General features: G+C 64.6%; 17 protein-coding genes. 12 read left to right on the top strand and 5 right to left on the bottom strand.

The features are described from left to right. Positions 1-3: 3 nt before the first annotated feature. From HHL27_RS15910 to HHL27_RS15900, 3 genes are read right to left on the bottom strand one after another with little or no spacing between them, the layout of a single operon-like run. Positions 4-1,389 carry an efflux transporter outer membrane subunit gene (locus HHL27_RS15910; protein ID WP_169494375.1) on the bottom strand — a complete coding sequence of 462 codons (1,386 nt, stop codon included), beginning with the start codon at positions 1,387-1,389 and terminating at the stop codon, positions 4-6. Beyond that, the gene (locus tag HHL27_RS15905) at positions 1,386-4,469 is read right to left on the bottom strand and encodes an efflux RND transporter permease subunit (RefSeq protein WP_169494374.1); all 3,084 of its coding nucleotides are present in this window, start codon (positions 4,467-4,469) and stop codon (positions 1,386-1,388) included. Before HHL27_RS15905 ends, HHL27_RS15910 begins: the two co-directional genes overlap by 4 nt. Next, entirely contained in the window at positions 4,466-5,488 is a 1,023-nt protein-coding gene (locus HHL27_RS15900) for an efflux RND transporter periplasmic adaptor subunit (RefSeq protein WP_169494373.1), read from the bottom strand. Before HHL27_RS15900 ends, HHL27_RS15905 begins: the two co-directional genes overlap by 4 nt. Before the next feature lie 157 nt (positions 5,489-5,645). On the opposite strand from HHL27_RS15900, the gene HHL27_RS15895 reads away from it, so the two are divergent. Continuing rightward, a complete protein-coding gene (locus HHL27_RS15895) occupies positions 5,646-6,296 on the top strand; it encodes a TetR/AcrR family transcriptional regulator (RefSeq protein ID WP_169494372.1) in 651 nt (216 codons plus the stop codon). Positions 6,297-6,552: 256 nt separating this feature from the next. Here the strand turns inward: HHL27_RS15895 and HHL27_RS15890 are convergent, their stop codons facing one another. Together HHL27_RS15890 and HHL27_RS15885 are read right to left on the bottom strand one after the other, a co-directional pair. Then, positions 6,553-7,080 (bottom strand): PepSY-associated TM helix domain-containing protein, encoded by a 528-nt coding sequence (locus HHL27_RS15890; RefSeq protein WP_169494371.1) that lies wholly within the window; start codon positions 7,078-7,080, stop codon positions 6,553-6,555. Between the two features lie 490 nt (positions 7,081-7,570). Next, positions 7,571-8,188, bottom strand: a complete 618-nt coding sequence (locus HHL27_RS15885; RefSeq protein ID WP_169494370.1) for an outer membrane protein — start codon at positions 8,186-8,188, stop codon at positions 7,571-7,573. A gap of 392 nt (positions 8,189-8,580) precedes the next feature. Here HHL27_RS15885 and HHL27_RS15880 point away from each other — a divergent pair, with 392 nt between their 5' ends. The 11 genes from HHL27_RS15880 (at position 8,581) to HHL27_RS15835 (ending at position 15,657) form a co-directional block, all read left to right on the top strand. Next, entirely contained in the window at positions 8,581-9,852 is a 1,272-nt protein-coding gene (locus HHL27_RS15880; RefSeq protein WP_169494369.1) for a tyrosine-type recombinase/integrase, read from the top strand. Further along, the gene (locus HHL27_RS15875; protein WP_169494368.1) at positions 9,849-10,292 is read left to right on the top strand and encodes a hypothetical protein; all 444 of its coding nucleotides are present in this window, start codon (positions 9,849-9,851) and stop codon (positions 10,290-10,292) included. The genes HHL27_RS15880 and HHL27_RS15875 overlap by 4 nt, the downstream gene beginning before the upstream one ends. A gap of 97 nt (positions 10,293-10,389) precedes the next feature. Continuing rightward, positions 10,390-10,575 carry a helix-turn-helix transcriptional regulator gene (locus HHL27_RS15870; protein ID WP_169494367.1) on the top strand — a complete coding sequence of 62 codons (186 nt, stop codon included), beginning with the start codon at positions 10,390-10,392 and terminating at the stop codon, positions 10,573-10,575. Between the two features lie 2 nt (positions 10,576-10,577). Then, on the top strand, positions 10,578-10,862 hold the full coding sequence (locus HHL27_RS15865) for a hypothetical protein (RefSeq protein ID WP_169494366.1): 285 nt from the start codon (positions 10,578-10,580) through the stop codon (positions 10,860-10,862). After that, positions 10,855-11,049 (top strand): hypothetical protein, encoded by a 195-nt coding sequence (locus tag HHL27_RS15860; RefSeq protein ID WP_169494365.1) that lies wholly within the window; start codon positions 10,855-10,857, stop codon positions 11,047-11,049. Before HHL27_RS15865 ends, HHL27_RS15860 begins: the two co-directional genes overlap by 8 nt. A 2-nt stretch (positions 11,050-11,051) precedes the next feature. Continuing rightward, entirely contained in the window at positions 11,052-11,420 is a 369-nt protein-coding gene (locus HHL27_RS15855; RefSeq protein WP_169494364.1) for a helix-turn-helix domain-containing protein, read from the top strand. 94 nt (positions 11,421-11,514) lie between these two features. Further along, on the top strand, positions 11,515-13,299 hold the full coding sequence (locus HHL27_RS22805; RefSeq protein ID WP_169494363.1) for an AAA family ATPase: 1,785 nt from the start codon (positions 11,515-11,517) through the stop codon (positions 13,297-13,299). 161 nt (positions 13,300-13,460) lie between these two features. Further along, positions 13,461-14,300, top strand: coding sequence for a hypothetical protein (locus HHL27_RS15845; protein WP_169494362.1), 840 nt, complete (start codon positions 13,461-13,463; stop codon positions 14,298-14,300). Beyond that, positions 14,239-14,400, top strand: a complete 162-nt coding sequence (locus HHL27_RS22955) for a hypothetical protein (protein ID WP_420874075.1) — start codon at positions 14,239-14,241, stop codon at positions 14,398-14,400. The genes HHL27_RS15845 and HHL27_RS22955 overlap by 62 nt, the downstream gene beginning before the upstream one ends. Positions 14,401-14,541: 141 nt before the next feature. Then, positions 14,542-14,736, top strand: coding sequence for a hypothetical protein (locus tag HHL27_RS15840; protein ID WP_169494361.1), 195 nt, complete (start codon positions 14,542-14,544; stop codon positions 14,734-14,736). A 597-nt stretch (positions 14,737-15,333) separates the two neighbouring features. Beyond that, positions 15,334-15,657 carry a hypothetical protein gene (locus HHL27_RS15835; RefSeq protein ID WP_169494360.1) on the top strand — a complete coding sequence of 108 codons (324 nt, stop codon included), beginning with the start codon at positions 15,334-15,336 and terminating at the stop codon, positions 15,655-15,657. Positions 15,658-15,776: the final 119 nt, after the last annotated feature.

Here is a 15,776-nt window from a genome sequence, read left to right as displayed (position 1 = left end):
CGATCAGCCTCCCAGCGCGCGGTGGCATCCCAGCACCGCGCGCGCCACTTCGACTTGCGCATCGCGCACGGCATCTACCCCGTCCAGCCGCACCGCTTGCGCCGCGCGCAGCTGGTCGCGGCTGATCTCGCCCACCTTGAACGCCTTGCCCGCGCGCTCCGCCGCCCGCGCCAGCGCCGCCGCCTGATCTTCGCGCGCGGCCAACGCGGCGCGTGCGGTGGCAAGGCGCGCAAAGGCGCTTTCGACCTGCTCCCCTGCGCGCAGCACCGATCCGCGATAGGTCGCCAGCGCTTCCTTCTCCGCCCCCTTGGCGCGCCTGATCTCGGCATCCACCCTGCCGAAGTCGAACAAGCGCCAGCGCAGGCCGACCGCGCCTTGTGCCGTCGCCGAATCGCCCGTGCCGAAGCTCGCCAGCGAATTGGTCGCAAAGCCAAGCAGGCCCGACAGGCTGATCTTGGGCCAGTATTCACCCAGCGCCTGGCCCACTCTCGCATGGCTCGCGCGCAGCTTGGCTTCGGCCACCACCAGATCCGGCCTTCGCCGCAACAGGTCGGACGGCACGCCCGCCGCAGGGTCCGCCGCCGTGGGGATCGCGCCCGCCTGCGCCAGCTCGGGAAGATCCGCCGAAGCAGGCTTGCCGACGAGAATCGCCAGCCGTCCCTTGGCCACGGCCACCCCGCCGCGCACCTGCGGCACCAGCGCGTCGATCACCGCCAGCGTCGCGGTGGGCTCTTCCAGCGCATTCGCCGCCGCCTCGCCCGTCGCCACGCGCCTGCGCATGATCTCGAGCCGCTCGGCCAGGATCGCGCGCCGCGCCTCCAGCGCTGAAAGCTGCGCCTCGCTGCCCCGCAGGCCGAGGTAGGTGTCGACCACATCGCCCACCACCGCCAGCCGGGCCGCATCCGTTCCTGCCTGCGCCGCGACGAGATCGGCCAACGCCGCCTCGCGCCCGCGCCGCAACTCGCCGGCAAAGTCCACGTCCCAGCCCGCCTCGATCGCCGCCGCCGCGCGGTCCTGCGTCCGCCCGAACCCCGGCACATAGCGCGCCAGCCGCCCCAGCCCGTCCTCGAGCGACTGCTGCGAGCGCGCGAGCGATCCGGTCACGTTGGCCGATGGCAGCTGGCTCGCCTTGGCCATCCCCGCCGCCGCGCGCGCCTGCTCCACCCGCGCCAGCGCCACGTCGATGTCCGGGTTGGCGACGAGCGCCTGCTCCACCAGCGCATCGAGCGCGGAGTCGCCGAAGCTCTTCCACCACGCCCCCGGCGCCGGGCGAGGCGTTGCCGCCGCCGCCTTCCACGCATCGGCCACCGGCAGGCTCGGCGCGCGATAGGCGCTGCCTGCCGCACAACCCGCCAGCAGCAGCGGCGCCACGAACACCAGCTGCTTCATGCCAGGGCCTCCTTCGTGCTGATCACCGGCTTTCGCCTGCGCTCCGCCCGTTCGGCCAGCAGCAGGTACATCACCGGCGTGGCGATGCGCGCCAGCAGGGTAGAGGTGATCAGGCCGCCGATCATCGCGATGGCCATCGGCGCGTTGAGCCCGTTGCCTTCCACCGCCAGCGGCAGCAGCCCGCCGATCGCGGTGATGGATGTCAGCAGCACCGGCAGGAAGCGCAGCTCGCCCGCCTTCTCCACCGCCGCGCGGATCTGCATGCCGTCGCGCCGCAGCTGTTCGGTGAAATCGACCAGCAGGATCGAATTCTTGATCTCGATCCCCACCAGCGCGATCAGCCCGATCGAGGCGGTGAACGACAGGCTGTGCCCGGTCAGCCACAGCGCCGCCACCGCGCCGAAGAAGCCCAGCGGCACCACGCCCGCGATCACCACCACGTTGCGGAACGTCCCGAATTCCAGCACCAGCACGGCCAGAATACCCACCGTCGCCACCACTACCGCCGGCAGCAGCCCGCCAAAGCTGCGCGCCTGCGCCTCGGCCTCGCCCGCCACCTTGAACGCATAGCCCGGCGGCAGCACCAGCTTGCGCTTGAGCGTGTCGATCGTCGCAGTCGAAGCCCGGCTCGAAAGCACGCCGTCCCTAACATAGGCGGTCAGCGTCACCGCGCGTTCGCGCTGCACCCGCTCGATCTGCGCCACGCCCGATTGCAACCGCACGGTGGCGAGTGCGGACAAGGGAATGCTTCCGCCGCTGGCCCCCGTCACGAACACGTGATCGAGCGCCGAAATCTCGTTGCGGCCCTGCATCGGCAGGCGCACCGTCACCGGATAATCGTCGCCGTCCCGGTCGCGCAGCACCGCCGGATTGGCGCCGCCCAGCGCCACCTGCACCGCCTGGCGCAGCGCACCCGCCGCCACGCCGAGCGACCTTGCCCGCGCTTCGTCCACGTCGAGCACCACGTCGGTCCGGGCTGCGCGCACCGGGTTGGCCACGTCGCGCAGCTCGGGCATCGCGCGCATCAGCTCTTCACCCCGGTCGGCCAGCCGCCGCAGCGTGTCGATGTCGGGGCCGACGATGCGCACTGCGATCGGCGCTTCGATCGGTGGCCCCTGCTGGAAGTTGACCAGCTTGATCCGTGCGCCCGCCATCTGCGCAAACTTCGCGCGCAGCCGGTCCTGCAACGCCGGGCTGGTGCGCGGATCCCATTCCTTCAGCGCCACCTGCACTTCGGCGGTTGCCGGGTCCTCCGGCGTCGGCAGCGCGTTGTAGTAAAGCCGCGGCCCTCCGCGCCCCACGCTCGCCACGGTCCAGGCGACGTCACGCTCGGCGCGCACCGCATGTTCGACCTGGCGCACCAGCGCGTCGGTCGTCGCCAGCGCGGTGCCGCGCGGCATCTCGATCTTGATCGAAAACTGCGGCAGCTCGGCCGGCGGGAACAGGCTGGTGCCGATGCCCATCACCAGCGGCACCGACAGCAGCGAAACGCCCAGCACGATCGCCAGTGCCATCCTCGGCGCTTCGAGCGCGCGGTGCAGCACCGGGGCATAGACCCGCTCGATCCCCGTGGTCATCGCCCGCAGCATCGGATTGCCGTGCGCATCGCCATTGCGTGGCAACAGCCGGCTCGCGGCAAAGGGCATCAGCGTCATCGCCACGATCAGCGATCCGAGCACGGTTCCCAGCACTGCGATGGGCAGCGAACGGATGAACGATCCCGCCGCCTCTGGCAGCGCCACGAGCGGCAGGAACGCGAACATCAGGCAAGCGGTGCAACCCAGCACCGCCAGCGCGATCTGCTGCGTCGCCGCAATCGCCGCGGTCATCCGGTCGGCGCCATCGCGCAGCCAGCGCGCCACGTTCTCGATCACCACGATGGCATCGTCGACCAGCAGGCCAAGCGAGATGACGAAGCCCGAAATCGCCATCTGGTTCAGCCCCACCCCGGTCATGGCGAGGATGCCCATGCCGATCAGCAGCGACACGGGGATGGAGATCATCACCACCCCCGCCGCGCGCCACCCCAGCGGCAGCAGCGTGAACGCCACGATCACGAAGGCGAGCAGGAAGTCCCGCGTCAACGCACCCAGCCGGTGGCGCACGTTGTCCGCCTGGACGAAGCCGATCTGCATCCGGACGCTGCCGGGCAAGGTCATGCGGAAGCGGTCGACTTCGCCGCGCACGGCATCCGTCAGCCGGCGCACGTCCTGCCCGTCGGCCTGCTCGGCGGTGACCAGCAGCGCACGCTGCCCATTGAAGCGTACGATCTGCGTGGGTTCGCGCTGCGCCCATTCGACTTGCGCCACATCGCCCACCAGCACCGGCCGCCCGCCATCGACCCGCACCGGCTGCGCGCGCACGGCGGCAAGGTCGGGATAAGTCCCGGCATAGCGCACGTTGAACCGCCGGTTTCCGGCATTGACCGTACCGATGGGCGTGTCCGCCCCGCCCGCGCCCAATGCCTCGACCACCTGGCCCGGCGCGATGCCCAGCGCGGCCATCCGCGCGGTATCGAGTGCCACGCGCAGTTCGCTGGTCGGCGCGCCCAGCACTTCGGCCTTGCGAATGCCGGGAATGCGCGCCAGCGCATCGCGCAGATCCTGCCCCTGCTTTTCCAGCGCGCGCATCGGCAGGATGCGGCTGAGCAGGGCAACCTGCACGATCGGCACGCCCGTCGGCCGCGCCCGCTGCACCTCGAAGCGCACGATCCCGGCCGGCAACGTCGCGCGCAGCGCATTCGCTTCGCGCACCACTTCATCGTACTTGCGCTCGGGATCGGTGCCCCAGACGTATTCGGCGTGGACCTGCACCACGCCGTCGCCGCTGGTCGAACGCACCTCGCGCAGGCCGTCCAGCCCCGCCAGCGCGTCCTCGATCGGCTTGGTCACCTGCTGCTCGATGTCCGCCGGGGTTGCGCCCGGCAGCACGGCGATCACCGAATAGTTCGGAAAGTTGAGCTGCGGGTCCTCGGTCCGGGGAATCGAGAAGAACGCGTTCAGCCCCAGCGCGATCACCATCGCAAAGGCCAGCAGCGAAAACTGCCAGCGTTTGACCGCGAATTCGATGATCCGGTTCATTCGCCCGTCACCTGCACCGCCTCGCCATCGCCGACGAAGCCCGCGCCTGCGGTGATGACCCGCGCCCCCGGGGCCAGGCCACCGATCCGCGCCATGCGGTCGTCGAACCCGGCAAAGCGCACTTCCACGCGATGCGCGCGGTTGCGCTGGTCGATCACATAGACGAAGGCGCGCGTCCCCGCGGCATCGAGGATCGCCTCGGCCGGAACCAGTGCTTCGCTTGCCGCCGTCGGGGACTGCGCCGAGACCGGCGCCTCGAACCGTACCGAAGCGGACAGTCCGCTCGGCAAAGCACCCGCGCCATTCAGCGCCAGGTCGACCGCGACCGTGCCCGAGCGCGCATCGCTGGCAGCGCCGACGCGGATGACCCGCGCCGCGATCGCCCGCGCCAGCCCCGGCACCGTGACCTGCGCCATCGCGCCGGGCCGCAGCCCAGCCGCACGCGCCGCCGGCAACTGGGCGGTGGCGATGATCGGCGAGGAGAGGTCCGCCACTATCGCCACCGCCTGGCCGCCCGCCACCGTCTCGCCGATCTCGGCGCGGCGGGTCAGGACGACGCCGGCAAACGGCATCGTCAGGGTTGCACTCGAAAGATCGTAGCGGGCCGCGGCCACGCCGGCGCGGGCCGCCGCCAGCGCATCGCGCGCGTCCCTGGCCTGCGCATCGGACACCGCACCATCGGGAGCCAGCGTGGCATAGCGGGCCGCCGCGCGCGACAGGCGGTCTTCCTCGGCCTGCGCGCGCACCAGCGCCGCGCGCCACGGCGTCGCCTCGATCGCGGCGACAACCGCGCCCGCACCCAGCCGGGCGCCTTCGCGCGGCGGGCTCGAAATCAGGCGCCCGGGCAGGCGGAAGGACAGCGTCGCCTCGCGCTCGCGGTGGATCGTCGCCGCAAAGCTCTCGCCCGGACTGCCGGTCGAAGCGGACCCGCCGCTGCCGGCTTCACCGACGGCCACGGCGCGGACCGGGATCGGGGCGGCCGCGGTCGGCGCGGGCACATCGGCCTTGCCCCGATTCACCCCGATGACCAGAACGCCAACTGTCGCAAGTCCTGCGACTATGGCTATGACCTGCCCCCTCCGCATTTCCCGAATCCCCCTATCCGTGATAGGCTATCTATGATAGGTTGCAATTTGCAATGTCAATCAGGTTCTGCCCCGCTCACGAAATAGAAGCATGACGATCACCACCAATCCGACTGGCACCGCCGCCAACGATCGTCGCAGCCGCGGCGGCGATCGGCGCGAACAGATTCTCGACGTGGCGCTGCAATTGTTCGCCCAGCACGGCATGGCGCAGGTCTCCACGCGCCAGATCGCGCAGGCGGTCGGCATTTCGCAGCCCTCGCTCTATGCCCACTTTGCCAGCGCGCATGAAATCTCGGCCGAACTGTGCCTGCGCGCCTTCGCCGGCCTTGCCGAAGCTTCACGCCGGGTGCTTGCCGAACCGGCCTCCCCGCGCGAACACTTCTACCGGCTGGGCCGTGCCTACATCGATTTCGGCCTGACCCACCCGGACATGTACCGCCTCGCCTTCATGCAGGAAACCGACCCGGCGGTGGCCAAACTGGTCCAGCAGGGCAACGATCCGGTCCTCGCCGCCGGCCAGGGCGCGTTCGACATGCTGCGCGAAGTGCTGGCGCGCGTGCTCGGCCGAAGCACCGAAGAGATCGAGATCCAGGCCCAGTCGATCTGGGCCTCGGTCCACGGCCTCACTTCGTTGCTGATCGCCCGGCCGATGTTCCCCTGGGCCGATCGCGAAGCGCTGATCGCGCACCATCTCGAAGCGGTCTGCGCGCTCTACCAGCCGGACGCCGATCCCCGCTGACCGGACTTCCGCTCACCCGATCCCGCTCACCAAACGCCGGTTGACGCACTTGTTGCATACGCAAGGATGGCCGCCCTGTCCTACATGCCCGTCGTGGGTGTATCAGAGCGGCCATGATCGTCCGTAACATCAAGTGAAATCAATTCCATGGTGCCTTCCGGCGCCTTGGTGGCGACGTGCCGCCCGGACAAGCACACTTTGCCCATTGTAGTCTGTCAACTTTGTCAACTTGGGGTGCCCGCCCCCTTCGGCCAGCCTACCACCACAGGCCCTTTTTCTTGCCGCGCTTGCGCATCGTCCACCACGTCTCCAGCCCGGTGATTCTCAGCACGATCAGGCTGATGCCGCGCAGGATGCTGATGATCCGCCCGGTCCAGCCCGCGATGTAGCCGGCATGGATGTCCTGCAGCACGTTGTGGAAGTCCGGCTCGACCGGCGGCTGGGGTATCAGCTTGCCGCTCGCGGCGTCGATCTTCAGCATCGGGCTTCCCGGAGCCCCCCCGGCCCCGGCCTCGACGGTAACGGCAGGACCCGTCAGGTTGAGCGTGACCTGCGTCACCGGAATTTCGGGATGCGCCGCGATCACCGCGTTGATGCGGGCCATGATCGGACCGATCTCGCCGGCGGCAGGCATCGGCTGGACCGGCGGCGGGGCCTGGTCCTCGTGCCCCGGCGGGCTGTGTCCCACGCGGATCATGTCGAGGTGAAGCAAAACGCCCGTCAGCGCGATGATGAACATGAAGATGCCGGCCGGTATCGCCGCCCAGCGGTGCCATTTGCGCATGAACGCATCTCTCCCAGGATCGAATACGCCGCACGCCAGCGGCTTCCGGCCAAGGTACCCAGCCCCGCGGTGACGCGGGCATGGATTGATTGGATAGGTCTTGATGGATCAACCAGATGGCTCGCCGGCAGCGGCGATGCGCAGCGTCAACGCCCGTCCTCCGCCGTTGCGGGTCCTGGATCGACATCATCACGACCTAGGCAAGTGCTCCAATCTGGTCGAGCGAAGGGTTGCCCCCCGTTTGGAGCGTTGGCGTAGAGATGGGTCGGCGTTGCGCCCCAGGTGGGCTGGCTTGTTGTTAAGCGCCATGTCTGCGATCGTTCGCGGCAAGGGCTCGTACACGCCGGCTAATGCCGCCCGTTCGAGAGCAGGGCGGCGCTCAATTGGGCCGGTGCCGACGGCGTGGAAGACCGGCTGGACTGACTTGTTCGCGCTTTTCCGAACAAAACACCCGCGACCGATGTCGACGGGTGTTTCGTCCAGTGTGTCGTTACTTGAAGCGCACGCCCAGGCCCATCATCACGCGCTGGCGCGAGGAATGGCCGTGATAGTTCGAATAGACGTACTGCACGTTGGCGTAGAGGGGGCTTTCGCTGCCCATCGAATATTCGAGGCCACCACCGACCTGGTAACCGTCGGCGCGGTAGTGGTCATAGACTAGCTGATTTCCTGCCGGGCCATCGATGCGGCGACGCTGTTCGCCATTCACGTAGCCGCCCTTGCCGAACACCATCAGGTTCGGGGTAACCATGTATCCAGCGCGAACCGCGGCACCCCACTCCTCGAACGCCTTGTGGCAGATGCTGTTGCCATCGCTCAGCGCGGTGCAGTTTTCGTTCCAGTTGTTGGCCCGCCAGTAGCTGCCTTCGGCGCCGATCACGATGCGATCGCCATAGGTGCCGTCGAACCCGATCGTTCCGCCATAGCCGAACTTGTCGTTGTGGTTGCCTTCCGACTGGAAGCGATCGCCGCCGACGTTGGCTTCAACGCGAATTCCGCGAAAGGTCGTGCCGTTGCCAGAGGAAGTCGCATCCCCCTGTGCGAAGGCTGGCTGCGCGGCAATGGCGGTCGCCGCGACGGCCAGGCTGACAAGTGTTTTTGAGACCATGTTCCGTTCCTCGTTAGACATTCCTGCTCCCAATCAGGAACTTACCTGTCCGTTCCGAGGATCTCGATCGAAACAGCAAGAGCGAATACGCCCGTTGCAGATTCGCAACACTACAAAGAGACCACGGTTATAGTGGCGGGCAGACGATCCGCGCCCCGCGACCCGACCTTGAGGTCCATCCCGTTCGAAAAAGCCTAATGTGCGCCGTGGTGAGCCCTGCTGGATTCGAACCAGCGACCTACTGATTAAAAGTTAGCCGGTCGCCTTCCGGGACACCCTCGCGACTCGCCAGCTTTTGAGCCGCATCCCGTTTCGTTCTATTCCCGGTGTTTCATTGATGTTCCCGCTCGTTCCTGCTAGCGTGCTTACTGGAAAGGGCTCCAGTAAGCACCATGGCAAAAGGCAGGATCAACAAGAGCAGCGTCGATGCCACCAAGCCCGGTGCGGGCGAGGTTCTGCTTTGGGATGACAAGCTCGCGGGCTTCGGCCTGAAGGTCACGCCCACCGGCGTTAAAACCTACCTCTTTCAGTATCGGCTTGGCGGCCGCTCCGGGAAGACGCGACGCTTCACCATCGGCAAGCATGGCAAGCTCACACCAGACGCGGCGCGCAAGGAAGCCGAGCGGCTCGCAGTCTTAGTGTCCCAAGGAGTAGATCCGCAGCAACAGAAGCAGGACAACGCCCGCAAGGCCGTCGATCTCGCTTTCAAGGGCTACGCGCAGACCTTCGTGGACGATTGCCTCAAGGTTCGCTGGAAGACATCGCACAAAGACGGCGAGTCTCTCTTGAGACTCTACGCGACGCCCGTGCTGGGGACCAAGCCGCTGCACGACATCACGCGTGCGGACATCCGGGCGGTACTGCAGAAGGCCAAGGGCAAGGTGGCCACTAGCCGCAACTTGTTCGCAGTGTTGCGCCGCCTCTTCCGCTGGGCAGTCAGTCAGGGCGACATCGATGTTTCACCGATCGCGGGAATGGAGCCCCCTCCCCTGCCGGTAAGGCGCGACCGGGTTCTTTCTGATCAGGAATTAAAGCTCGCGTGGAATGCATCGGCGGAGCTTGGCTATCCGTTCGGCCCGCTCATCCGCCTTTTGATCATCACCGGTCAGCGCGTGGAGGAAGTGTCCGGGCTCGAATGGTCCGAGCTTGAGAAGGGCAAAGCCATGTGGACCCTTCCTGCAGAGAGGGCAAAGAATGGCAGCGCGTCCATGGTGCCGCTTTCGACGCTTGCTGTTGCCGAGCTGAACGCCCTCGCCAAGCGGAGCAAGCGCAAGGATGGCTGGCCGCGCACCGGGTTTGTGTTCAGCACTACTGGAAAGACAAGCGTCAGCGGACATTCGCGCGCCAAGCGCCGCCTTGATCGTGAGATCGCAATCCTGGCTAAGAAGGAAGAGGATGCGATCACGGTTGCGCCATGGCGGATCCACGATTTGCGCAGGACATTGGCCACCGGGATGCAACGCCTCGGGGTTCGCTTCGAAGTGACGGAGGCGATCCTCAATCATGTGAGCGGTTCGAAGTCTGGCGTTGCCGGTGTGTACCAGCTCCACGATTGGGGGCCGGAAAAGAAGGCCGCGCTCGAGGCGTGGTCGGAACATATTGAAAGCATCCTGGGCAATACCGCAGCCGGGAATGTCATACGGCTTTCGAGTAAGCGTGCATGAACCCGCCCCCTCGTAGTGGCCGTGGTGGCGCAAGGTCGGGAGCTGGCCGAAAGTCGACCCTGACTGAATTGGCTCGGCTCTGGATCGGTTCTGAATGCGAGCGAGTATTCCGGGAGATCGCTGCAAAGCAGGCCAAAATTCAGCATGACGACGATTTGGCGCGGACAGCGCTTCCTGAATTTTGGGCTTGGATCAACGCAAAGCCGGTCGCCGAACGCGAAGCATTTTTACAGTCCGACGATTTTCGCGAACATCAAGAAAGCATTGCTGACGAACGCCCACTGTTAAAGCTCACACCGGTCAAGCGGCCGTACGGGCTACGGGCCCGCGTAATCAAGCAAGTAGCTACAGCGGCCTCTGAACGTTACGGCGTACTAGTGAAAAATAGCCTCGTGAACGACTGCTGGGAAGAATGGCGGACGTTACAAAGCCGCCTTTGATTTTCGGGTAGATCTGTCCGAGCGGCAGATTCCCCCACGTTAATTCTCCATCCCGCAGGGCCGCTAGCAATCCCGCTTTGGCCTGAAGGGAGCGAAGATGCTGCTCACCGAAGTTGAACAGGCGGCCCGCTGGGGTATCGCGCCTAAGACCCTCGCCAATCAGCGTTGCCGTGGTGACGGCCCGCCATTCATCAAGCTTGGTCGTCTGGTTCGGTACGATCCGGCCCAAACCGACGCATGGCTTGCTGAGCGTGTGCGCGTTTCTACGAGCGAAGCTGCGTAACCATGCGCGAACGCCTCGCGCTGAAAGAGCGCGGGGACCGGAAAACGCTTACGGCGCTGTCCGATCCCCGATTTGAAAGCTGGCTGGCAGGCCTCAGTCTTCCTCTCGATCAGATAAACGATTTGCGACGCTTCTACAAGAAGTTGGTCGCTGATCGGAACGCCTTCGACATCAATCGCCGTCGTGGTGGACTGTTCGTTCCAGAGGGACATCGCGTGGATCGTGCGCGGGCCGAGCGCCTGCTGGCCAATGCCATTTCCGAACTTTCTGGAGCCCTTCATGTTTGACAGCCTTCCTTTCGAGAAGCGTCGCGAACTGGCGCTTGAAATCCTCACGCGTGGCGTTCGCCTGACGCGCAAGAGCGGTTCCTTTCTGGGCCAGCTCATCACTGATCCCACGCCCATGTCTGATGCCCAGGTCGAGTGGTTCGAGCAACTTGCCGAACGCGCGGGCCTCATCGCGAAGGAGGCCTGACCATGGCCGACCGTTATCCGCATATCCCAGGTGCCCGCTCCGGTTCGCCGCGCACCTCGTTCGCCGCAGCCGAGTCTATGAAGGAGATTGCAAACTCGATCCGCAACCGCGTTCACAACGTCGTGATTGCTGCGGGGGAACGTGGAGTGATCGGCGATGATGTCGCCGAAGCCCTCGGGCTTCATGTCACGCAGGTTCGTAGTCGTCTTTCCGAACTGCACGCGGACGGCAAGATCGTGGACTCGGGGCGCGAACGCACGGGGGCATCCGGGCGCAAGGGGGCAGTGTGGGTTCTTCCCCGCTATGCACCGCCGCCGCCGGCTGATCCGCAAGGCGATCTACTGGTGGTGCCTCATGGCAAGTGCGCCTGACCCCCGCTCGATAGCAGCAGTGCTGGGTGGGGAGGTGCGCGGCAATCGCGTCCTCGTTCCCACGCCGGGGCACTCGCGAAGGGATCGGGGGACGGTGCTCACTATCGCCTCCGACGCCCCAGACGGCGTGCTGGTGCACAGCTTCAACGGTGGCGACGCCCTTGAAATAAAGGACGAGCTTCGTCGCCATGGTGTTCTGCCGGAACGGCAAGAAGGGGCCCTTATGTCCAAGCCACAATGGCGAGTGACGGGCTGTTACGAATACGACGATGGCTGCGGCAATGTGGTCTATCGGACGAAGCGCCTGGAGGCGTCTGGCCACGGCAAGCGGTTTGTCGCGGAGCGGTTTGAGGGTGGCCGGTGGGTCAATGGGCTCGGGGACACCCCACGTGTGCTTTATCGCCTGACCGAACTTCGTGAGGTCGTAGCGTCTGCAAAGGCCGCAAGCTTAGATCAGCCAATCGTGTACTTCGTCGAGGGCGAGAGAAAGGCTGACAAGCTGGCCGCGATGGGGTTCGTTGCGACAGCGATCGCATTCGGGGCCAATGGCTGGCGTCCTGAATATGGCGACGCATTGGCAGGCCTCTCGGTAATCGTGCTGCCTGACAATGACGAGCCCGGCCGCAAGTTTGCCGATGTTGTCAAGGCTGCGGTTGAACAGGTGGGCGGGACACCCTGCATCCTCGATCTACCGGGGTTGCCACCCAAAGGCGACGTTATGGATTGGGAGGGCACGGCGGACGATCTGCGCGCCCTGACAACCAAGGCTTTGTCCGGCGCTCTCATGCCTCTACCGACGCTGGATCTGGCCACGCTGGCGAACGTTCAGCCTCAACCCAAAGCCTTCGCCGTCGAGCGGTTGGCTCCACTTGCGGAGGTGACGCTGTTCACCGGGCCGGGAAGCGCGGGCAAGTCGCTGTTTGGGCAGCAGCTTGCCACCTGCGCGGCGGCGGGGATGCCGTGTCTCGGTCTTGAGGTGCGCCCTGGCGCTGCACTCTATCTCACCTGTGAAGATGACGCGGAGCAACTTCACTGGCGACAAGCGTCGATCTGTAAGGCGTTGCGGGTGGGCATGGCATCGCTTGCCGGTAAGCTGCACTTAGCAAGCCTCAGGGGCGCTCTCGACAATGAGTTGGGCACAATCGACCACGACGGTACGCTAAAGCCTGCAGCCGCCTTCCAGCGCCTTGTGCAGATGCTTCAGGTGACGGGGGCACAGTTGGCGATCCTCGACAACGTCGCGCACCTGTTCACTGGCAACGAGAACGACCGTGGAGAGGTGACGAGGTTCGTGAACCTGCTGAACCGGCTTGCGGGAGAGACGGGCGCGGCGATCCTGCTGCTGGGGCATCCCAACAAGTCAGGGGATGACTACTCGGGTTCGACGGCTTGGCTCAACGCGGTGCGCTCTCAGGCCACCTTGGCGCATGATCTCGAAACCGATGTTCGCACGATCACGGTCGGCAAGGCGAACTATGCGCGAAAGGGTGAGGCGATCCGCTTCATCTGGTTTGAAGGTGCTTTCGTCCGGGAGGAAGATCTGCCCGACGATGACGCGCGGTACCTACGTGAAACGGTTCAGGCCTCATCGGACAACCTGCTGTTTCTATCCTGTCTGCAAGAGCGGACGCGCCAGCGTCGCGCGGTGTCAGACAAGCTCTCCGCCACTTACGCGCCGAAAGTGTTTGCCGGGATGCCTGAAAGCAAGGGCGTGGGCAAAGACCGGATGGAGAAGGCCATGGATCGCCTGTTCCGGACGGGTGCGATTGAGCGTGCGGAAGTCTGGAAGGGTGACGATCGCAAGCCGGTTTTTGGACTGCGGGAGACTGCAAAAGCGGGTGCGGCAGACCGTTTCCCGCAAACTTCGGAGGGCCGCTAAGTGATTGATTTATATGCGGGCAACACACTGTGCGGGAGACGCAGGAGACCACCCCGTAAGTCATTGATTTTGCGCGGGAGAAGTGCGGTCAACACACACTCTATACTACGTATACCGGACGCGGCCCTTGGCGGTCGCCGCGCCCGACTAGGAGAAGAGACATGACCAAGCAGAAGAGGGCCAAGGAGCCCACGAAGAAACTGGTGGCTACCTTCGTTCGCGGCAACGGCACCGACGATGAAATTCGGGCTCGCTGCGAGGCAGAGATCAGTGGCTGGATCGATCTTAGCCCAAAAGCACAGTCGGATATGATCAGGATCATGCGGGAGGTTGAAAACCGACCGGTAAGCCCCGCAGTGTCGCTCCGGACGGATGGCGAGGCCCAAAGTGTGGGGCCCGATGAGACGACGAACCTCAGCCTGTATGCCGCACGGATGACAGACACCTTCGCATCAGGCTCCAATGACTATTGCGATCAACGTCTGAGTGAAATTGCGCGGTACAGCCAGTTAGCTAACAAGCGCGTCGATCCCAGGTTTATCAATGCCAGCCTTGCGTTCGTGAACGAGGCCGCTGCCGAAGATGCAGTGCAATCAACCTTGGCGGTACAGATGGCCGCGACGCACGACGCGGCTTTGTGGGCGCTGGCACGGGTGAGGATCGCCGACATGGCCCCTCAGGTGCAGTTATTCGGCAATCTCGCGACTAAGCTGCTCAACGCCTACACGAAGCAGGCAGAGACGCTCGCGAAGCTTCAGCGTGGCGGCGAACAGGTCGTAAAGCACATCCACATCGACAACAGAGGCGGACAGGCCGTCGTTACCGATCAAGTGGTGACAGGGGGGGCAAATGCAGAAAGTCGAGAACAACCTTTTGGAGGCGTCAGCCCCGCGCTGCTTGGCTCGCACCCGTTCGGGGAGCCTCTGCCAGCGTTTCCCGATCAAGGGCAAGAAACGGTGCCGATTGCACGGGGGCCTATCTCCGGGAGCGCCGAAGGGTAACCAGAATGCGCTCAAGCATGGGCGCTATCGGCGGGCCGTCTTGGAAGAGGAGGCCTACCTCCGAGAAGTTCTTCGTCAAGTTTCACGGGTGGTGCCCTGAGATGTGGACCGTTGCGTCACATTGACTGCCGCCAGTATCAGGCTTCCAACTCGGCCGGGAAGGGCTCATAGCAATTTGGCTCGCTCCCTAGGAACGAGAGATAACGTGATGTCTATCCGCTCTGCAATAAGAAGGGCTGCCATGACAGAACAAGAGAAGTCACAGGAACACCTGCGGCACGCATTTGACGGCCTGAGTTGCGGCTTGCGCCTCTTGGAAACAGGCGCCGCTAACGCGATCGCAGAATCGATGGTGGAAATATCGGCCTTCCGGCTTTCCTGGGAATTTGCTCGGAGCGCTGAAAACATCGGTGCTTCACGCCGAAATGAGTTTTGAGCGCAAGGTAGTCTGCCCCGGCGGCGCAGCTCAGTAGAATGGCTCCGGTTGCGGATCTCACTTTGGCTAACCGCCTCGGCATCACCTTCGGTACCTAGTAGTGAACGCGGCTTCTGCTCTCGGTGACCCGTGTTAAACAAGTGTATGACAACGGCGAAACGCACTCCGCGCCAACTGGCTCTCCTGCACCTGCAACAGGCGCTGTTGTTGCTCGATTCGAGCGGCGACGGGATCCTCGCTGCACACGTCTGCTTTGGCGTGGAGCTCCTCGCCGCGCAGTTGAAGGCCGATCCTCAGCCCTATGACGTTATGGCTTGGGAGACTGGATCTGCTCACCACGTACACTGATTGTTTACCATCGTTCCCTACAGATTGTGCCCGTAAGGGGTAGCCCTCCAGCGAACCTTACGTCGGTATCCCTTAGAGCCGAACCCTCCTTGTCCGGGGTTCGGCTCTATTGGTATGCAAGCGAAACTGCATGCGTCCTCGGAAAACCTAGTTTAACAGAGGCTTATGAGTCTCCACGATCGCGCTAAGGCGCATTACGACCGCTTCGCCAACTTTCCGGAGGCCTGGCGATGCGAACATGGCACAGACATGAAGCAGGACGCATTTGTAGCTTTCCTCGACTTTCGCAAACTATTCGAAACCGAGATTCTCGGTGCGCTGTATCAGCTGGAACAGATGGGAAAGTCACAGTCTGTGAAGGCGCAATGCCCACTTATGCCGCAAGCAGAGATCGCGCTTGGCCCTTGCCGCCGCTGCGGCGGCGAGCCGCTACCAGGGTTTTACGAAGGCCTTATCAAATCTGGCTTCGTCGTGGAGTGCGCGACTGACCGCGCATCGGGCGATGGCTCGCATGCTACGGTGGTGCATTCCACGGTCAGCGATGCTTCTCGTGAGTGGAATGGCTTGGCCTAGGTGTTTGATCCCACGGTTTGATGGTGCGATCCTTTCGTTGGAATGGAAGGAAGCCGTATGGGACAGATACGTCATGGGTGCGCCACGACCACGCACGCCGTCCGAGCAGCAATACAGCG

Source organism: Novosphingobium olei (assembly GCF_012927405.1).
Classification (GTDB): Bacteria; Pseudomonadota; Alphaproteobacteria; order Sphingomonadales; family Sphingomonadaceae; genus Novosphingobium; species Novosphingobium olei.
This window is presented reverse-complemented; position numbering and strand designations above follow the sequence as displayed.